This is a genomic window from Vibrio sp. 2033, from assembly GCF_033339735.1.
Genome location: NZ_JAWOVC010000002.1, coordinates 112,096 through 130,186 on the forward strand (window position 1 = coordinate 112,096; position 18,091 = coordinate 130,186).

The 18,091-nt window shown below is 41.2% G+C and carries 17 protein-coding genes; 5 read left to right on the top strand and 12 right to left on the bottom strand.

The window, feature by feature from the left end; translation table 11 throughout:
• Positions 1-3: 3 nt before the first annotated feature.
• The 8 genes from tssA to tagH are packed head-to-tail and all read right to left on the bottom strand — an operon-like array spanning position 4 to position 10,439.
• Entirely contained in the window at positions 4-1,119 is a 1,116-nt protein-coding gene (tssA, locus tag R7P74_RS03865) for a type VI secretion system protein TssA (protein WP_258514666.1), read from the bottom strand.
• Positions 1,112-1,906, bottom strand: coding sequence for a PP2C family protein-serine/threonine phosphatase (locus R7P74_RS03870; protein WP_005387527.1), 795 nt, complete (start codon positions 1,904-1,906; stop codon positions 1,112-1,114). The genes tssA and R7P74_RS03870 overlap by 8 nt, the downstream gene beginning before the upstream one ends.
• Positions 1,907-1,915: 9 nt before the next feature.
• Positions 1,916-2,611 (bottom strand): type VI secretion system-associated protein TagF, encoded by a 696-nt coding sequence (gene tagF / locus R7P74_RS03875; protein ID WP_005387528.1) that lies wholly within the window; start codon positions 2,609-2,611, stop codon positions 1,916-1,918.
• Positions 2,593-6,111, bottom strand: a complete 3,519-nt coding sequence (gene tssM, locus R7P74_RS03880; protein WP_318122690.1) for a type VI secretion system membrane subunit TssM — start codon at positions 6,109-6,111, stop codon at positions 2,593-2,595. Before tssM ends, tagF begins: the two co-directional genes overlap by 19 nt.
• 16 nt (positions 6,112-6,127) lie before the next feature.
• Positions 6,128-7,420 carry a type VI secretion system protein TssL, long form gene (tssL, locus tag R7P74_RS03885; RefSeq protein ID WP_053307737.1) on the bottom strand — a complete coding sequence of 431 codons (1,293 nt, stop codon included), beginning with the start codon at positions 7,418-7,420 and terminating at the stop codon, positions 6,128-6,130.
• An 11-nt stretch (positions 7,421-7,431) separates the two neighbouring features.
• Positions 7,432-8,757 carry a type VI secretion system baseplate subunit TssK gene (gene tssK, locus R7P74_RS03890; protein ID WP_080276943.1) on the bottom strand — a complete coding sequence of 442 codons (1,326 nt, stop codon included), beginning with the start codon at positions 8,755-8,757 and terminating at the stop codon, positions 7,432-7,434.
• A 21-nt stretch (positions 8,758-8,778) separates the two neighbouring features.
• Entirely contained in the window at positions 8,779-9,234 is a 456-nt protein-coding gene (gene tssJ, locus R7P74_RS03895) for a type VI secretion system lipoprotein TssJ (protein WP_005375933.1), read from the bottom strand.
• Between the two features lie 11 nt (positions 9,235-9,245).
• A complete protein-coding gene (gene tagH / locus R7P74_RS03900; RefSeq protein WP_053307738.1) occupies positions 9,246-10,439 on the bottom strand; it encodes a type VI secretion system-associated FHA domain protein TagH in 1,194 nt (397 codons plus the stop codon).
• 312 nt (positions 10,440-10,751) lie between these two features.
• Here tagH and R7P74_RS03905 point away from each other — a divergent pair, with 312 nt between their 5' ends.
• From R7P74_RS03905 to R7P74_RS03915, 3 genes are all read left to right on the top strand, one after another.
• A complete protein-coding gene (locus R7P74_RS03905) occupies positions 10,752-12,902 on the top strand; it encodes a serine/threonine-protein kinase (protein ID WP_225473128.1) in 2,151 nt (716 codons plus the stop codon).
• A 446-nt stretch (positions 12,903-13,348) separates the two neighbouring features.
• Positions 13,349-13,684, top strand: a complete 336-nt coding sequence (locus R7P74_RS03910; RefSeq protein ID WP_031781126.1) for an Hpt domain-containing protein — start codon at positions 13,349-13,351, stop codon at positions 13,682-13,684.
• Between the two features lie 34 nt (positions 13,685-13,718).
• Positions 13,719-13,910 (top strand): hypothetical protein, encoded by a 192-nt coding sequence (locus R7P74_RS03915; RefSeq protein ID WP_025767706.1) that lies wholly within the window; start codon positions 13,719-13,721, stop codon positions 13,908-13,910.
• Positions 13,911-13,980: 70 nt separating this feature from the next.
• On the opposite strand, the gene R7P74_RS03920 is transcribed toward R7P74_RS03915, so the two are convergent.
• The 4 genes from R7P74_RS03920 to R7P74_RS03935 form a co-directional block, all read right to left on the bottom strand.
• Positions 13,981-14,442, bottom strand: coding sequence for an ATP-binding protein (locus R7P74_RS03920; RefSeq protein ID WP_025998580.1), 462 nt, complete (start codon positions 14,440-14,442; stop codon positions 13,981-13,983).
• Positions 14,423-15,652, bottom strand: coding sequence for a PP2C family protein-serine/threonine phosphatase (locus tag R7P74_RS03925; protein WP_225473140.1), 1,230 nt, complete (start codon positions 15,650-15,652; stop codon positions 14,423-14,425). Before R7P74_RS03925 ends, R7P74_RS03920 begins: the two co-directional genes overlap by 20 nt.
• A gap of 29 nt (positions 15,653-15,681) precedes the next feature.
• Positions 15,682-15,942: a hypothetical protein gene (locus R7P74_RS03930; protein ID WP_017820228.1), complete on the bottom strand. Its 261-nt coding sequence runs from the start codon at positions 15,940-15,942 to the stop codon at positions 15,682-15,684.
• 220 nt (positions 15,943-16,162) lie between these two features.
• Entirely contained in the window at positions 16,163-16,777 is a 615-nt protein-coding gene (locus R7P74_RS03935; RefSeq protein WP_225473141.1) for a glutathione S-transferase family protein, read from the bottom strand.
• Positions 16,778-17,061: 284 nt separating this feature from the next.
• Here R7P74_RS03935 and R7P74_RS03940 point away from each other — a divergent pair, with 284 nt between their 5' ends.
• Positions 17,062-17,637 (top strand): TetR/AcrR family transcriptional regulator, encoded by a 576-nt coding sequence (locus R7P74_RS03940; protein ID WP_225473142.1) that lies wholly within the window; start codon positions 17,062-17,064, stop codon positions 17,635-17,637.
• A gap of 1 nt (position 17,638) precedes the next feature.
• A complete protein-coding gene (locus tag R7P74_RS03945; protein WP_225473143.1) occupies positions 17,639-18,043 on the top strand; it encodes a PPC domain-containing DNA-binding protein in 405 nt (134 codons plus the stop codon).
• The last annotated feature ends 48 nt before the right edge of the window (positions 18,044-18,091 follow it).

Consider the following 18,091-nt stretch of genomic DNA (forward strand, 5'->3'; position numbering starts at 1 on the left):
TTATTAATTTTCATTTTGTTCTGCTATGCCAACCAAACGGAAGTAGCTTTTCTTTGCATCCCCGTCGGAGATAAGTTCCGCCAGTAACTCCGGCAGAGGCATCCCACACCAACGAATGATCTGTTCGATGGAGTAAGAAACTGGTGAGTGAGGTTCACTCTCTCGGAAGAAATCAGCTACTTGCTGCAATTGTCTAATTGCCTGCTCTCGTGATTTCATGTTTGTCGCTAATAATGCATCACAACTTTGTGAACTTAACGGTTGTTCAGAAGAAGATTCATCAAGATCCTCTAGCTCTTCAATCACTGCTTGTGGTTGATTAAAACGATCTCCAAGAAGGTGCTTTAATGCCGAGTGTATTGATTCAAGTCTTTTTGATATATAAGAACTAGGAGTCACATCACCGACCGCTTCATCTAATCGCTGACTGAATTCATTAAATGATTCCTTAGCGAACTCCAAATCCGTGATTAATTCTCGATAAAACGTATCAGAAGTCGACTTAACCGTAGTTGTAATTTCAGATAGCTCAACAGCTCCAAGCTCGACTCGATTTCGGCGCTTATCTTCGTCTAAGCGCTCAAGCTCTATAGCTTGCTGATATTCCCAATAGGCATAAGCTTGCTCCACGCCTAAGTCAGTCAATGGTATACAAGCAATTGGAAAAATAAGTGTTCCTTCACTATCGATACCATTGAGGCCAATAATCGCCGATATTCTTGTCTCAATACCATCTTCATCAGGCATTGGGTACAGATCATCCCAAAAGTTCTCAATTAAACTGGTTGCGAGTTTGTAGCCAACGCCCATACCACGAAAACCATACAATCGAGTTAGGGCTTCTATAAGCCAGGCAACAAATTCCAAATCTTTAGACTGATTCGTGAGTATTTCTGGGACATCTTCAATAAATACTCGCCATAAATTACTGTGGGTATAGATACTTTCTTCTTCTATAAGAGCATTACGTTCAGCGTTGCGGGCGGCCATACGCTGATCTTTCAACCGATAGTAAGCAGACTGTGGTGATACATCCTCTCTAGGATCAACACCTGTAGGATTTTCTTGAGATATAGGGGCCAACGCTTGTTCATACCAATCAAACATTTCATTACTCATAAGCTCTCCCTCTTAGAAAGACAGGTATTGTCGCGTCTTCTCTAGTTACTGTTTCGCACTCCGTTTGCGCTTGGCGAACTTTGATCAAAGCACAAGTTACGTTATCACTTGCGCCCCGAACCAAAGCCGAATGCATGAGCGCTAATCCAGCTTGGTTGACTGAGTCTGCATACAATGTCCGATGAATTTCCTCACTCGTAAGTTCCTTAGAGAGTCCATCGCTACAGAGTAGAAACTGATCGCCGTCAGCCAACTGCCCTGAAACTTGATCAATAGTGACACTTTCGTCGACCCCAACAGCTCTGGTAATAACATTTGCAAGAGGGTGAGATTCGGCATCTTCAAATGCCAATAAGCCCTGATCCACTAAGTCCATGACTTGACTATGATCACGTGTTTTTTGGACAAAATTACCACTTCTAAGCTGGTAAATTCGGCTATCACCCACCCAAAGACAGTGGTAATACCCATCCTGAATAAACAACAAAACAAGTGTTGTTCCCATCGTTTTACCGTCTAAGTGATTTTGTGCGTATTGGTAAATTTCTAAGTTCGCTTCTTGAACCACTCTTCGGATATCATCGATACTAGTATTGGAGACATCCTGCATGTGGCGCGCGACTCTATCCACTAGCATCTGGCTTGCTATATCGCCAGCACTGTGTCCACCCATTCCATCGGCAACCACCCAAATATGCTGTTCTGTCATATCCAACAGAGCATCCTCGTTATAAGGGCGTACTTTTCCTGCGTGCGATTTAGCAAAGGTAAAATAGTTCCAATTCATTCTTCTATCCTACCAATTCCACTTTTTCCAGCCGCCATCAAGCATGGCTGAAAACTGACCAATTGAAGGAAATCCACTAGTAATGAACATGCATGGTTCAACCTTCGTTGAACCTTCAGTCCACCAAAAACATGGTTTACTCAATTTTTCTTTAATGAGGTAATTCAAAAGCGTATTTTGATCAGTATTGCCGTGATCATGAAAAACTGTAGATATTTGGCTTTGATAAAGAAACTCTAGAGGCCTCACTTCACTTGTTACATTCGCAACGAGGTCATTTTTTTCTTGAGTACTCTTATGCCAAACATCAAAGACAAAGTCGTCCTCAAGTACTGAAAGAGCAAGAGCGGCACTGTCCTCTGTCCAAGCTCTGTCACCCCAATATTGCGCAGCTTCACCTTTTACGGCACGAGCTATAGTAAAGAAAAAGTATCTACCGCATGCATCAACACTAGGAATCATGCTACCAATGTAGGTTGAGTCTTCTAAATAGCTAATATCCAAAGCAAAGTGCCACACAGGAGCCGTTAAAAAGTGCTCATTCCAGCTTTCACCCAGTTGTTCCCTGCTGACTGCAATAACCGCCTGTTGCCAATCATGCCAACGCTCCGAGAAATCTTGTGATAAACCATCTTTCACAAAGTCCCCTTTTGCAGGCATTTTGCCGATATATCCCCAGCCTGATGTTATAAGGTTCGTGGACATCTGAACCTCTCCATTTCATTTGACCAAAACGGATTAATGGCACTAGAAGGAATAAGCTCTAGTTGCACCTTGTTTCCCTTTAAATCAATCATAACTATATTGTCTTTACGCGATTCTGGCCTTGCTTTAAGTGATTGATCCAAAAGCTTGAATATGCCCCACTCACCTTCATAGGTATGCGCAATTTCGCGTTTAGATTCAGGTGGTGTGAACACAATTCGAGTCTGATCTTGACCGGCAGGCCAACTCAACGATTTAGCTCTTGCTGGTCCATGCTTATAAACCAAATCTTGTCCACCCAACTCTAAGACAAATCGAGTAATGTGCTGGTCTAGATAAACAGGCTTCATCCCAAACTCTACGCGTAATGAATTATCAGATTCAAAGAAAGACTGCCTGATACGTTGCGCTCTTTGAAAGACCATTAGTGTTTCTGGACGAACTCCAATTTCCTTTTCTAATCGCCAACGACTTTTCGAAGTATCCACAAACGGTTCGAGGTATTCTTGGAAGAATGCGTCAAGCGTACCTCCATAACCAAAGAATCGCTTAAAGTCTTTCAATCTAACTTCTCTGCTCGCGTTGGGCTCGAATGGGTATCTGCCAGCAATAGTCCGCTGATAAGGGCGGACCACCTGTGTTACCCAAAGTTGATTTAGATGATCCTTCGAACCGCTCTCCGCAAACTTAACCGACTCTTGAGAAAGCTCACCTAGCCATTGATTAAATGGTCTCGGCAAAAGTTCTTTAGCACGAGCAAAGGAAGCTGCGACATCTTGTGTAACGGTTCCATCTAAAATACTTTTGTAGGCAATTTTCTGATTGTTACCAGAGCTTGATAAGTCACTTAAATACGAACGCAAGTTAACCATTGCTTGTTGAATATCATCAAAGTCTTGCTCACCAAGGCGTAAGATCTCTGAAAAATGCGATTCGACTTCTTTACCTGGCAGAGCAACATTGAAACCGTTTTCTTCAGGTAAATACATGTCTAGTCTATCTGCCGTATTTGAAAACTTAACTTTGGCAACTTTACCAGCAACTTCAGAAGCGGCTTTTTGATTTTCTGACAATGATACTTTTGATAGAGCAACCTCTTTTTGGATTGCTCTCAACAAAGATTCGATTGGTCTTTCAACTCCAGATAAAACCCTCGCTTGCTCTGTCGCAAGTTCTAGGCTCGGAGCCTGCTTCAATTGAATATCTTCGATCAACGTTTTCCATTCATTAACATAATCTTGATAGTATCGTGACTGAACGCCTTGGATGGCACTATCTTGATCAATTTCATGAGCCTTAAGATCGTCACCATAAACCCAGTTCTCTTCCATTAGGCTTTTTACTGTACGGTTGATCTGAATCTGAAAAATGCTATGAAAACCATTGTACGTGTAGAAACCCGAAATGCCTTGTGATAGCGGTTTTCCACTAGCTCGCTCGAACTGCTCAAGCCCTTTAGGTCCCAATACATCAGTCAAGCGAAATGAAGGTACATGACTCTTAGAAAATTGTATTTTCATTCGCTGATAAGCACGTTCAGGTAGAGACATTTGAGTCAACACTTCTCGAGCACTCGTCACAGCAGCAGTGTTGTAAGTAAAGCCTTGTCCATCGTTGCCTAATAAATATTGAGTGTGCTGTAGCAAGCGTCTTCTTAAGTCTGCGTTTAGCTCACCCGGATATTGACGTTCGAAATAAAAGTTAAACCAAGCCAACACTTCATCTTGTTGATATTTGTCTGGATTGAATAACATCAAATACGTTTTTAACGTTTCGTACAAATACTCACGATGCTGTTGATTGCTCTCCATTTCTGACACCAGGCTATCAAGAAGCAAAGGGGCGAAATATTGGGTCAAAGCATCAGAATATGCATTGTTTGCCGCCTGAGATACTTTGTCTCCTTGATAGAGACCAAACCTCTTTACAGAGTCGGCATCACCGTAGTTGCTTTGCTTTCCGAGAGGAAGCGTCATCAACCTATCTAATGTTTCTACAGCTGAAACAATATCCGCTTCAAAATCTAAACTTTGAGCGCCAATCAGTGCATCAATATGGCTAGCTTGTTCATTGGTATCGACAATTAACTGTGAGTTCCACTTATAACTCATAAACCAAAGCGCAGAAGCTCCTAGCAGTAGCGTTGTACATCCAATGTAAACACCTCGACGCATCCAACCTGACTGCTTTTGATAGTGACGATTAACTGTTCCTAACAGTTGCTCTTTGAAAATAACCTTGTCAAAAAGATTCTTTACGAAATAACTATGAGAACCAGTCTGACTCTTTGCTAGAGCTAAACGATTTAACCCAAGTCCATTGGTTGATTCATTCGTCAGCTTATCGACTGGTAAGCCTTCTTGAACCGAACTCAACATAAACACACCACGAATCAAGGCAGGCTCTTCAAAACTGTTTTGTGCAAAAATTTCAGCTAAAAACTCGTCAAGATTAGCTTGTAGCACTCTTAATTGCTTTGGAAATTCAAAGATAAGCGCGCGTTTATCTAAATCGTCCTCAGTTTCAAGTATTCTAAGCATACGGGCATCAAGGCGCTCCAACATGCCATGAAACTCTTTGTTGAATAGAGAAATAACGCCTCTTTCATCATCCACTTCACGAGGGAACATGAAACCAAATAAATCATCTCGTTCTTCCTTACTTAAATCGGCAAAGAATTCATTGAAACCGGCAACTAAATCCATTTTGGTGAGCAATACGTAAATCGGAAACTGCATGCCTAACTGGTTTTTCAGTTCTTGAAGTCTCGACTTAATTGCTCGAGCATGAAGACTTCGCTCGGTTCGAGTCTGAGACATCACGCTGGCTAAGCTTATCGTAACAATCGCACCATTAATTGGTCTTTGCGTTCTATACTTTTTCAACAATCCTAAGAAACCATGCCACGCTTTAGAGTCGACCTTTTCTTGACTGTCTTGTGTCGTATACCGGCCAGCCGTATCTATAAGAACTGCTTTATTTGCAAACCACCAATCACAGTGACGAGTGCCACCTACACCGGCAATAGAGTCAGAGCCAAGGCTGTCTCCTAATGGAAACTCTAACCCCGACTGCTTTAATACGGTTGTTTTCCCCGTTCCAGGAGGGCCAATCAATACATACCACGGTAAGTCATACAAGCTTCTCTTGCCTTTGTGTGTTTTCGTCACTACTTTGACAGCTTGCTCAATACGCTCGCGCATTAAGTCAATTTCACTTGCCGCTTCTTTATCTGATTGGCTATCAACCTCAAGCAACGTTTGAATACTTTCGTCTTCTTTCACCTTTTGCTTATGCTGCTTGGTAACGTTAAATATCGCCCAAAGCAACACCAACACTAGAATAGTGACTAGCCGTTGAAAGTCACTCTTTAGGGGCTCATATCCCGCTATCGTAATAAGTGGACCAACAACCCAAATGAAAATAGAACAAGCAGCGACACCGATAAGACCGAGAAACCATCTTTGAGTAAATATTCTGCCAATTTCTTTAATACGCATCTCTATCTACCTATTATTAATTCGCGACAAGAAGGTCGATTTCAATCCGGCGGTTAATAGCTCGGTTTTCATCACTACTGTTTTCAACTAATGGTCTTGCATCCCCCAATCCCTCGGGTATCACTCGCCCTTCTAATGCACTATTCGAGATCAGTTGTTCAGACATAGCAGTGGCTCGAGCTAATGATAGGTGCCAGTTCGAGGGATATTTACTCGTGAAAATAGGCCTATCGTCGGTGTGACCAGTAACAATGATCTTGCCTTGGGTCGACTCCAATGTTCTCGCAAGCTTAGAAATAACGGGTTGGATGTAAGCGACAACATCAGCACTACCTGATTCAAATAGATCTTGAGACTTTAACGAAATTCTTACCCTGTCTTGCAGCGGCTCAACATTGATTAGCCCCTTACCGATCTCAGTTGCTAGATACATTGAAATCTTTTCTGCAATTGGCGCTGATTTTGATTCTGACGTTGCATCTTGGTTAAGTTGTTGCGGTTGAATCAAATTGACTAATTGAGAAAAGGTGCGATTGGATGCCTTATTTAGCTCATAGCTAAAATACATATATATGCAGACCAATAATGCCGCCGTTACAGAACATACAACCCAAAGAGGGGCTCTATCAGAAGCTTTTGAGCCATTCAAAATGTGTTGGTCGATACTATTACTTAGCTCCTGAGGGACTCCTCTCCCATAAGACTTAAGAGTAGCAATAACCTGTCTTCTCAATTTCCGGTGCGATTCCAGTCCATTTTTTTCTAAACGGTATTGACCCAGAAACCCGAGAGATAAGCACACATACATTAGTTCAAGCAAATCTAAGTTCGCATCTGGTTTCGCCATGCACTTATCAAGATGCTTAAAGAACGCTTCCCCACCTTGACTGCTAGCATAGAAGGAGCTAAGTAATGAATCGTGACTCCAGAATGAATGCCCACCCCAATTGGTGTTAAGGACAACTTCATCTAGTGAACAGCATAAACAATAACGAGCTGTATCAATGGTATCCAAATCAACGTCATGCTGACGTAATCGGTTCTCATAATCTCTAAGCTTTTGTGCCAATGTCTCTTTTAGAAACAACGGATCGGAATGAGTCGCTGTCGACCGAATTTGACCGATAATAGATAACAGGCCATTCGCCTCTGCTAGTAGAGAGTTATTCCCATAAGCGACCACTGAATCATTGTTCACCAATTCAGGGCTTTTTGAGATAACTACGGTATTATCCAGTGACTTTTCTGATTGTGGTTTCGATGCGGGTGCTCTTCCACCCGGTGTTGGTTTTACGATCGTTTGTTCCATACTGAGCGCGCCTATTGATTAATACTCCAAAGCTCAAGTTCAGCATTCGGAAAATGCCCTGATAGGTGAAGCGCAATACCGCCACTATCTTTTAGCCTCATCCAAAATGGCCCTTTCTTGACAACTTCGAAATAGACATAGCCCGTTTGGTAAGGAATCTGTCTCGGGACGACACTCAACGGCACTACGTTTATACCGTTGATTTGATTATTAATTAGATCGCGAATCTGTTCTGCCGGGCCAAACTTGAGTTGCGCTGGGACCAGGCGTCTTATTTCATCTGTTGTGGTATCTGCTTTAATTGCTAGCACAAATTGGCATGACTCAAGCAAGCGTTTATCTGGAAGTGGCGTCACTTGAATACCGTACTGGCGAGGCTCCAACGGAAGTTTGGTCGCAGTTTGGTCAAGAACAACACTGAGGTACTGACTGAGTATCTGATTCAACTCGCTATAAACACTTGATACATCTAAGTGATCATACGCAAGCAAACTTGGGACTCTTTTAGTTTTATTAGAAAAAGTGGCTAACTCACCAATGTAACCTTTAAGTGTCGTCGCTAATTCCAGTGGATGTAACCTATCTAACTCACTGAAATGCTTTAACTTCGCCTCATATCGGTTCAGCATTTGGAGCATGATGAAATCAACAGCAGATGCCGATGCAGATTTACCCTTAATCAAGCGCTGCGCAATAACGTCAGCACGCATCTTTGTCATCGCGATAACGTTACGTAGATAGGCTGACATAACTTTGTCGCTAAGGAGATTGATAAGCGGAGGAACGTACTCATCGTCTAGTATAACTTCCCCTTCAGGAGTTACCTCTTTGATCCTTAAGATAGGTAACTCCACATAACCCGCTAATTTGTCATTACTCGCTTTCAACTCTAGGTTAAGGGCTGCAACTTGGATGGTTTCTTCATCTTGTCCTGTAAGGTTATCTATCACGTCGATATCTTGAAGTACATAACGAGAGACGATCGATTCGCTTACATCCGAAACGTTTTTACCTGTAACACTTGAAAGAGGGAGAGTTATTTTTACTAACGTATTTTCAGTGTTTTTATCAATAAGTAGAGGCGAAACTGAATCGTTGGATATTAACGTATTAACCAACGTCATATCTGGCAAAACAGCTTCAAGATGCTCAAGTTCAATAAGACCATCTTTTAGCGCGTGTTTTTTTACTCGACATTTCCAAACTCCCCAATTGTAAGCCCCACCTAACTGATGTAAGCCCTTGAATTCTTGAGAGGTTGCGCGTTCTTGTTGTTGGAAGTGCTGGGGACGTAAAAACATTCCTTCGCACCAAGCCGTCTTGGAGTATTGCGTCATTTATAATTAGCCAACTAAACGTTATTTAACGACCAAAGACAGATCTTCTAACAATACTTGATATGTGTTGTAACCGGTCTTATCCACTTTAATGACTTGTCGCCAATTTGAGTTTTCAATATCTCGAAACGCTACGACAATGCCTAAATATTCTGTCTTTGGAGACATACTTGCTTGATATGTTTCTTTCTGACCTGGAGTTAATGAAACTTCATATTTATTCACTAAATCAGGTCCTAAGACTTTTTCACTTTCTTCATAAATAGAAAAAAAGTCCTGGCTTTCGAAAATGGTATTTGACGTTAATTCAAATACATACACCACTACAGGAGAAGGCCTGCCGTTTGAATCAGGATTAATGTTATGACTTGCTGCTATTTCTAAATCTGAGTATGGATCAACAACTAGGTTCGCTGCTGAGCACCCAAATAAAGCTATTGAAATTAATAACAAAATATATTGGTAAAACTTTTTCATCACCCTAATTCCTAGCCTTTGTTTTTTAATGCTAATTCATAGTGCTTAGCGAAGTCTTCTAAATAGAACGGAGACTCTTTATTGATAATATCATCGGATAACTTTTCATGAATATCCTCAAACCTCTTCCAACTTTGAGCATATTTTCTAGCTGGAATAACCTTATTAATAACCGTGTCTTTCGCTAAAGCATCTGAGTATATAGAAGTAGGTTCAACAAGTGACATAACACTCGAAACCGTACCTTCAACACCTTTCATTAAGGCTTGCTCATGACTTTCGATGTCATTAAATGCTTCTTTAATGGCTGCATTTGGCTTTAAGAAGCTAGCGGTTTGACGGTTATATAAGTTATGAATCGCATCTTCTAAGTTTGCAGAAAACTTTAAAGGGTTATTTTCTGACTTACGAAATGCGGTATGACTAAGTCGATTTGTTTGTTTAAACACTGCTCTGTTATGCAGTGTTTCCATTAAACCAACTAGCATCAAAGAAAATGACTCCCCCAGTTGTTCGAACCATTCCTCTCGGTTATCGCTGGGAATCATCATTGGATCTATACCCACCCCTCTAACAAAAGCCGCAAGTTCACCCCCATTGGTATCAAAGTTGGGAGTCGATAGGTGCTCTGATTGTCGGTTAACTTTCGGTAAAGTTTCAGATACGGTGCTCTGTTTTTCGGGCTTTGGGATATCAATAAAATCATCGACTAAACCAATATCTAGCTGAAAGTCAGAAGGAACACTTTCGTTTAATAGTTCACTAGCACTAAGGCCTAGGTCAACAAATTCCTCTTCCGATGGACTTGAGACTACTTCAGGGGGAGCGCTAGAAAGACTTTTACTTGTCTCAAGACTGAATACATCTGTATCTGTTTGAACAGAAACTGAAATTTGATAATCCCCTAAGCTAACCATATCGTCATTGCTTAGTGCTATTTCATTTCCTTGACCCACAGGAGTTACAGCATTATTTACGAAAGTACCATTAGTTGAGAGGTCTTTTATCAAGTATTTGTCACCAAACTTAATCAGTTCTCCGTGAGTTCCGGATACCACTCTTTCAGGATCTGGTAGTGTCCAATCACATTGTTCAGACCTACCAAATGTAACCTTGGCATGTTCATCACTTGATTCAAACACGAACTCACTCTCAATCTCTGGAGTAAATTTGTGAAAACTTGTTATGGTTAAAACCAACTTCATGTAAACCTCGCCAAAGACCTGCTAGATATTATTTTTAATTTTATTATTAACTACTTTCTTATTAACAGTAAGATTAATAAAAACATTAATACTGCCATTGAAAATCATGCACGGAATAATGAATCATTTTTTTATCAAAGCAATCACGTATTGTTCAACAATTTTAATTATCCAACCAAGTTCAAATTTTTGACACTTAGACTTTCATCAATAAAAAAACGAATGTTAGTTTGGCCGAGAAATTCTAACATAATGACTTTTCATTGAGCAGAAAGGTATATATTCCCCCATCATTTATACGGAGTTCTTGTGATGGAAGACAGTAATAAAAACAATTCTATAAATAACGAAGAGAGCGGAGATAAAACTAAAATTGTAAAGACTCAAAAACGAGACAATGCAATTAAATCAACCAAACTCACTAATAATGAAACCTCCGTTAAAAATAAAAATGAAACAAATACAAAACTGTCTCAAAAAGAAAACACTCCGTTAGTTAATAAGAAAAAAAACAATAAAGATGACTCATTAAATAATAACAAAGATGTTATTAACGAAAGCTTAATAGGAACGACCGTTAAAAATCGGTATGAAATTGAGTCGGTTATTGGGCATGGTGGGCTTTGCGATGTTTACTTAGCTAAAGATAAGATTCTTGAATCTTCAGGTTCAGAAACACCCTACGTTGCGTTAAAAATATTACAGAAAGAGTTTGCTTCTCAACCAGAGACTGCACGCATGTTAATACGTGAAGCTCAACAAACTCAAAGGTTAAGCCACCCTAATATCATTAGGGTTTTTGATTTTGGTGTTGATGGCGAAATATACTTTTTAGTTATGGAGTATATTAATGGAGAAACATTAGAGAGTTTAATACAGCGTTCTAGGCCGCATGGGCTGAAGTTTAATGCAACTTTATCAATCCTAAATCAGGTACTCGATGCGCTCTCATATGCTCACTCTCTTGGTGTAGTGCACGCCGACCTAAAGCCCGCTAATGTGATTTTAACGTCTGAGGGTAACGTTAAGTTGCTTGATTTTGGTGTATCTAAAACTCATCAATTAAAGCAGGATCAATATGCGGCTAAACGTAAATCCGAAAATGTTGAAACGCTTGGTTATACTCCCAACTATGCATCACTCAACCTGTTATCCGGTAAGGAACCGAACTTAAGCGACGATATGTTTGCTCTATTTTGTATTGCTTACGAGTTATTGAGTTGCAAACACCCTTACGCAAGAACTCCAGTTAATGAAGCTCTCAAACAGAAGATCAAGGTCTCTAAACCAACTAACATGCCCGCATCTAAGTGGCCAATATTTTCAAGCGTATTTTCAACTGGCATCATTCCGAACGAGCTGACCCCTGAGCAGTTGAAACGCAAATTGAATATGCGCTATTGGCCTATCGCTAGCGGCGCGGCAGCGAGTATATTATTAGTTAGCGGCATTGTATTTGGTTATCAGCAGCAACAAGAAACCATCGCCACTTTGGAAACCGTTATTAGCAAGCAAAATGATCAAATTGCCGGACAAGAGTGGCAGCTTGATACGCCAGCAGAAAAAAGTTTAGCACTGATTAATAGTGAAAAAAGCTTACATCCAGTCGTTAAGGCTGGCTTATTACGCTTACACAAGACCTATATTCTCAGCGAGTTTGAATCTGAAATTGATCAGGTTTTGAATTCTGATGCCAACAACTACCCGAATTATGATGAAATTGAGTCCATACTTGATAAAGCAAAAACCTACTACCCTGACTCACATAAAATAGAAGTTCTTGCCTTAGATATTCAGTCAAGCAAGCACTCCACGTTACTTTCGATAGCAAGGCAAATCAATAGTCAACTTGAAAAGTCTCGGTACAGTAAAGAAGACGGCAGTAAATCCATCTATGAGCTCAAGGATGAGTTAAATCAGATTCATCAAGGTTATCCTTTCACGCCAAGTTCGTTATCTAGCGATGTTTTCGGTCAGCACCTCACTGAAGCACTCCAAAAGAAAGACGCAGCTGCACTTGTTGCTCTTATTAAGGTTGGGAACACCTTCTTTTCAAACGTAGAAGAGCATCAAGAGAACTTACAGATAAGTAATGCGATGAAAGATGCAGTGCTGGAAATGAAATTATATGAGACAGCGCTAGATTCCAACAGCCCTCTACCGTTTCCAGAAGATGCCGCTAGAATCCTGTTCCAAGAAGAGTTTGAAAACTTTTATTCTCGCCTAGAAAAGGCAAGGACGACAACTCATCTCGATAACTTGGTGAAGGATGTGGATCTGTTCTCGAAAAACTTTCCTATTGGTTTTCAGGATGTTAACGATTTAAGATTCAAAACTGCTGATAAATACTTACGCTTCTCCGATATATTACTTAATAAGCGAAGGACTTCAAGCGCAAGACGCGCTATGAAGAAAGCCAACGAGCTTATGAAGCAAATAGAACAGGACTCTAAGCAAAGCTAGTAATACAAAAGGGACGCGAGTCCCTTTTTTGCCGCAGATCACTTGCCAATATGCAACTAGATTGCTAATTTATACTTGTACTTAATGAGGAGAGTTAGCCTTGACTGAAGGAATAGTCAAAGTTGGCGAACGTCTGGCGTCCGTATGTAACGATAGCCTTAAACTAGGACTGCAAGACACTTACCGACTCGGCGTTTTACTTGGAAACATCCCCTTTACTACTTGTGTTAAAAACACGCGAGTTGAAGTTTTTTCATCCCTACATTTCGACCATTGCCGTTTGGATATAAGTCAAAATATCTTTAACAATGACTTTCTTTTTGTAAGTTTATCTCAAGCGACAAGCAAACTATTTCTGCTCAAATACTGGTTATGCCATTCATACCTTCGGCTAAGCCTTCATTATCCGAAACATTCCTCTACCTCAACGTTTAATAGGGGTATACATGATTAATTTTGATGTTCTCAATACATACATGGATAACGACGTAGATCTGATCGTCACTGTTTTTTCTACATACCTTGAAGATCACACGAATGATATAGAGCGTATAGATGAGCTATATGCAAGCAAATGTTGGTCAGAACTCTATCTATTAGCTCATAGTTTAAAGGGCATTCTAGAGAGTTTCGGAGAAGACACCGCGGTCATTGCGTTTCAAAGAATAGAAGAAAAAACCAGAAACGATACAGCGCCAGATAGCTCAGATATAGCTATAGTTACTAAAGAGCTAGCTGCAATTAATCAACAAATCTTCACTTACTTGAAGAATATGCAATAAAGAAATTCAAGGCTTAACTGGGGGAAATATGGCAATGAATAATAGCAATTTCAGGGAGTTGATTGAGTCTCTCAAAGACTTAACACCAACTCAAAAAAGGTACTTACTTAGCCGTACAAAGATGGCGCTAGATGATGAAAGTAATATGTTAAACATCAGTGATATTCTAACACCAGAAGAGTTGGAGGCGTTACTATCACCGGCACCAACAACGAATACAAAATAACAATGATATACAACGCAACCGTCAGATTAACGCTAGGGACCAAGTGAAGCAAATCGACTTTGCTTGGTTGTTAGTTTCTCTCCCTATTCCTTTTCACTACAACAAACGTATTGTTTTCGAAACCTTTTTCCAATGTAAACAGGTCAGATAATTGAGCGACTAACATCAGTCCGCGACCTGAGGAGGACCAACTATCGTCATCCATTAAGTTAGGTGCCTCAATCTGTTTATTTTTATGTTGGATGAACGTCTTTTCATTGATCGGCGCTCCGCAATCAGAGACTCTCAGTTCCACGAAACCGGACACTTGGTCATCCCCAACCCTACACTCCACTTCAATTGGCAGGCCTTCTATTTCACTGTAAGAATGAATATAAGCGTTATTCATGAGCTCAACGACACAAAGCTCCAATGATTGAATTGCATTTAAGGGGATTTGATGACCCATCAAAAACCGAACAACGTCTTTGCTCGCACTTCGTGAGTGAGTAAGGGAGCTCCCGTAAGTTCGTTTAAATTCGCTCTTTGACATTCTTTTCCTTAAAATCGAGCCTCTCACCATGCCATTTTACCTGTAAAAGGCTGGCATCATCATCAAACTCATCTTCGTTGTGCCAAGATTGTACTTTTTTAAAGACGTCTCCCACTTGATCTTCAACTGGCAGCGTGCAAACAGCTTTTATACTCGATGCCAATCGTTGTAGTGAAAACATCTCCTCACCCTGCCTCGCTTCAATCAAACCATCCGAATAAAGCCACAATGCATCGCCCTCATCTAGACTAATTTGGTTACCGCTATATTCCATCGGCTGCATTGCACCAACGATAAAGTTATCATCACCTATCTGCTCCATCGTTTTCGTACTCGCTCGCCAAACTAAGATCCTGGGGTGGCCAGCCGTGCAATAGCTAAGTTGCCCTGATTTTGTGTTAAGAATGGCGTAAGCCATAGTAAAGTAAAGTTGACTGTTTCTAGTTTGCTGATAACGCCGATTTAGCCGTTCAATCACAGATGCTGGCTCACTTACGTAATAGCCGTCATCTCTCAACTCCATCGTGATCGAATCAGGCCCCTGACTTTGAGATAGTGTCTGTTGAATAGAAAAAGCCATCAAAGCTGAAGAAATACCATGACCAGAAACATCACATACATAAAACGCAACATGTTGTTCATCGAGCTCCAAATACCCCAACATATCACCACCAATCTGGGAGCATGGTTTGTAGACATAACTAAACTGTATATTTTGGATAGTTGATTCAGCAGGGAGTAGTTGCTCCATCAGATGACTCGCAGACTGCAGGTCTTGGTGAATTGTTTGATAGGCCGCATCTAGTTCTTTATTTCTCTCAACGAGTTTGTTGTGCAGCTCTAAAGTACGAAACCCCGCACGGATTCTGGCCTGAAGTTCCTCTACAGACGTCTTCTTATCTACGAAATCATCTGCGCCAGCATCAATGCCTTTCACGATCGAACTTTGGTCATTTCTAGAAGACAGTAGAACAAAGAAAATGTAACGCTCGCTAACTTTAGATTTTAATTGGCGACACAATTCAATACCATTAATTCCAGGCATCATTAAATCACTCAGCACAAACTGAATATCAGGGCGGTGGGTTAGCACTTCAAGCGCCGCTCTTCCGTCTTCAACTGCAACCACTTCATAGCCCTGCTTTTCCAATGCACTGCTGATGTAAAGCAGGACTGTTTTACTATCATCGACCAAAAGAATGGGTTTCATCTTCCTCCTTAATACGGTTGCTTTACTGGCTAACGCAAAACACTAGTCACTGACTGCTCATTTCTAAAACGGCTGTAGTCTTCGGCTAATAATTGGTGTTGATATCGAGTGTAAGACAACGCTTCATTAGAAATTAGTATCTGATGCTCTTTTTCGATTAACTGACTTTGCAGCCTTTCAATCTGTTCATTCTGCTGTGTGTAATTGAGGTACAGTGCGAATAGACCAAAAACCGAAACCATTAACAGGGCGATTAGAATATTATTGATAGTTTTCACTTGAATACTCATGACCTCTCCTTGTCTATTATTAGACTTTCCATGATGAAAGAGAGCGTCTACGGACCAAGAGCTCAAGGCTCTAAAACGCAACGAAGCAAATTGAGGTTGTTTTTCCAATTATAGGCGATAGGAGAAAAAATAAGAAAAATCTGAAAAAATTTGAATATCCTGCTGAGTTAAGAATCGGTAAGGTGGTAGCAGCGAGCTATCATCCACTCGCTGCAATACATTAACTCTGAAATGCAGGTCTAGCTAAAATTTGGTTATACCATCGAGCAATGTTTGGCGACGTCGATAGCACATCAATTTCTAGGCCTTTAATTGCGAAACTGATCAAAATAAAGCCTGTTATATCGACGATAGTAAAATGGTCTACGGCGATAAAATCATTATGTTCAAGCCGCTTGTCTAAGACAGGCAGAAATTCATAGACGCGTTGTTTTGATTCTTCGCCCCATGCTTCAACGCAACGTTCTCTGTCTCCATAAACTCCGGTCATGTTTCGAAACGCCTGAAATGCCGCATTTAGTCCTTGGAACTCCACCACACGATGCCACATTTCCACCTGAGCACGTTCGAGCTGGTTAGCACCAAACAACGCCAGATCATTTTCAAACGCTTCATCTAGGTAGCGACAAATCGCCACGCTTTCACAGATCGTCTTACCATCATCCAGTTCCAGCAGAGGCACTTTGCCGTTCACGCTTTTCGATTTAAACGGTTCAGATAGGTTATCGCCCTCACGAACGTTCAGCGCAACTCGCTCAACCTCGCCACCGATTTCCTTTAGAAAAATGCTAACTCGCTTACAACTTGGAGTCATTGCGGTTTCATAGAGCTTCATTTCACATCCTTTTATCTTTTTCTAACCGATTGGTTAGGATATACTGTAGCCAGTTTATAAACGATCAGTCAAGAACTTCACTATCAAAAATTTTCAAACAGTTGTGGGGCTGTTTGCTGAGCGAGATTTTTGATGCCGTTTGTGAGTTCACATGAATTTGGAGGCTGATACCCAAGAATAGATGGGTATTCATCATATTGGTTCAGTTCGAACGCTAGAGGTTCTCTGTACCATCCCTCCAAAGCAATTTAATTACCCGATAAGCAGACCCAGGCAGGTAATTTATGGCAAGAAAAGCCAACTTCGACCGAGATGAAAAGCTTCTCGTGGCTATGGATGTGTTTTGGCGCAAGGGCTTTGCGAACACGTCCATCTCGGATCTCACCGACGAGTTGAACATCAACCGCTTCAGTCTTTACAACACCTATGGTGACAAGCAACAGCTCTACTACGAGGCGCTCGATACTTACTTGAAGAAGGTCTCGCTACCTTCACTGAATGATTTGGAAAAAGACGACGCGTCTTTACCTGAATTAGAATCGTTCCTTAAATCTTTTGCTGAGCTGCAACGCACACGCAGCTGTGGGTGTTTTATTCAAAATGCGTTGATTGAGCACGCAGGTGAAGACGATGATGTACTGCGTAAAGGGCATTTTTTGTTTGACCATCTTATCGACATCATTGCGGATGCGCTGACCAATGCACAAAAAGAAACCTTAGTGCCGAAAACGCTTAAACCAGAAGAGCTTGCTCGTTTTGTTCTCAACAACATGCAAGGCATGCGCGTACTTGGCAAAGCCAAACGTTATGCCGACTTGGATACGGCGCTTTCCTGCTTGCTGGTTTTGATTAGGAAATAACATGTCGATTGAAGTGATAGCAGTACGCCTTACCAAAGGCATGGACTTAAAGCTGAGCCTAGCGAAATTGGTCGAGCAGCATGGTATCAAAGCAGGCTCGATTGCCTCATGCGTTGGCTGTATCTTTCACCTCAACCTTCGTTTGGCAGGTGCAGAGAGTACGTTAACCAAACAAGAGCCATTTGAAATCGTATCTGTGATGGGAACCCTGACGCCTGAGCATCAACACGTTCATATCTCGGTGTCTGATCGTGAAGGACGAGTTTGGGGTGGGCATTTGCTGGAAGGCACAGTGATTGATACTACCGCAGAATTGATCATCCATTCTTACTCAGAACTTGAGTTCACTAGAGCGATGGACGACTCGACTGGCTATACCGAACTGCAAGTGAATCCTTCCAAATAGTAAAAAGCTCCAGAGCCATACTGTGCAGTCTCTGGAGCTTTATTCGCT

Excerpts from the sequence above, each read along its gene's own strand:
- tssK (WP_080276943.1), bottom strand. The coding sequence starts at position 8,757 with ATGACGCAATACTCCAAGACGGCTTGGTGCGAAGGAATGTTTTTACGT.
- R7P74_RS03905 (WP_225473128.1), top strand. The coding sequence starts at position 10,752 with ATGGAAGACAGTAATAAAAACAATTCTATAAATAACGAAGAGAGCGGA.
- tssJ (WP_005375933.1), bottom strand. The coding sequence starts at position 9,234 with ATGAAAAAGTTTTACCAATATATTTTGTTATTAATTTCAATAGCTTTA.
- R7P74_RS03940 (WP_225473142.1), top strand. The coding sequence starts at position 17,062 with ATGGCAAGAAAAGCCAACTTCGACCGAGATGAAAAGCTTCTCGTGGCT.
- R7P74_RS03930 (WP_017820228.1), bottom strand. The coding sequence starts at position 15,942 with ATGAGTATTCAAGTGAAAACTATCAATAATATTCTAATCGCCCTGTTA.
- tagF (WP_005387528.1), bottom strand. The coding sequence starts at position 2,611 with ATGTCCACGAACCTTATAACATCAGGCTGGGGATATATCGGCAAAATG.
- tagH (WP_053307738.1), bottom strand. The coding sequence starts at position 10,439 with ATGAAGTTGGTTTTAACCATAACAAGTTTTCACAAATTTACTCCAGAG.
- R7P74_RS03915 (WP_025767706.1), top strand. The coding sequence starts at position 13,719 with ATGAATAATAGCAATTTCAGGGAGTTGATTGAGTCTCTCAAAGACTTA.
- tssA (WP_258514666.1), bottom strand. The coding sequence starts at position 1,119 with ATGAGTAATGAAATGTTTGATTGGTATGAACAAGCGTTGGCCCCTATA.
- R7P74_RS03910 (WP_031781126.1), top strand. The coding sequence starts at position 13,349 with ATGATTAATTTTGATGTTCTCAATACATACATGGATAACGACGTAGAT.
- tssL (WP_053307737.1), bottom strand. The coding sequence starts at position 7,420 with ATGGAACAAACGATCGTAAAACCAACACCGGGTGGAAGAGCACCCGCA.
- R7P74_RS03945 (WP_225473143.1), top strand. The coding sequence starts at position 17,639 with ATGTCGATTGAAGTGATAGCAGTACGCCTTACCAAAGGCATGGACTTA.
- tssM (WP_318122690.1), bottom strand. The coding sequence starts at position 6,111 with ATGCGTATTAAAGAAATTGGCAGAATATTTACTCAAAGATGGTTTCTC.
- R7P74_RS03935 (WP_225473141.1), bottom strand. The coding sequence starts at position 16,777 with ATGAAGCTCTATGAAACCGCAATGACTCCAAGTTGTAAGCGAGTTAGC.
- R7P74_RS03870 (WP_005387527.1), bottom strand. The coding sequence starts at position 1,906 with ATGAATTGGAACTATTTTACCTTTGCTAAATCGCACGCAGGAAAAGTA.
- R7P74_RS03920 (WP_025998580.1), bottom strand. The coding sequence starts at position 14,442 with ATGTCAAAGAGCGAATTTAAACGAACTTACGGGAGCTCCCTTACTCAC.
- R7P74_RS03925 (WP_225473140.1), bottom strand. The coding sequence starts at position 15,652 with ATGAAACCCATTCTTTTGGTCGATGATAGTAAAACAGTCCTGCTTTAC.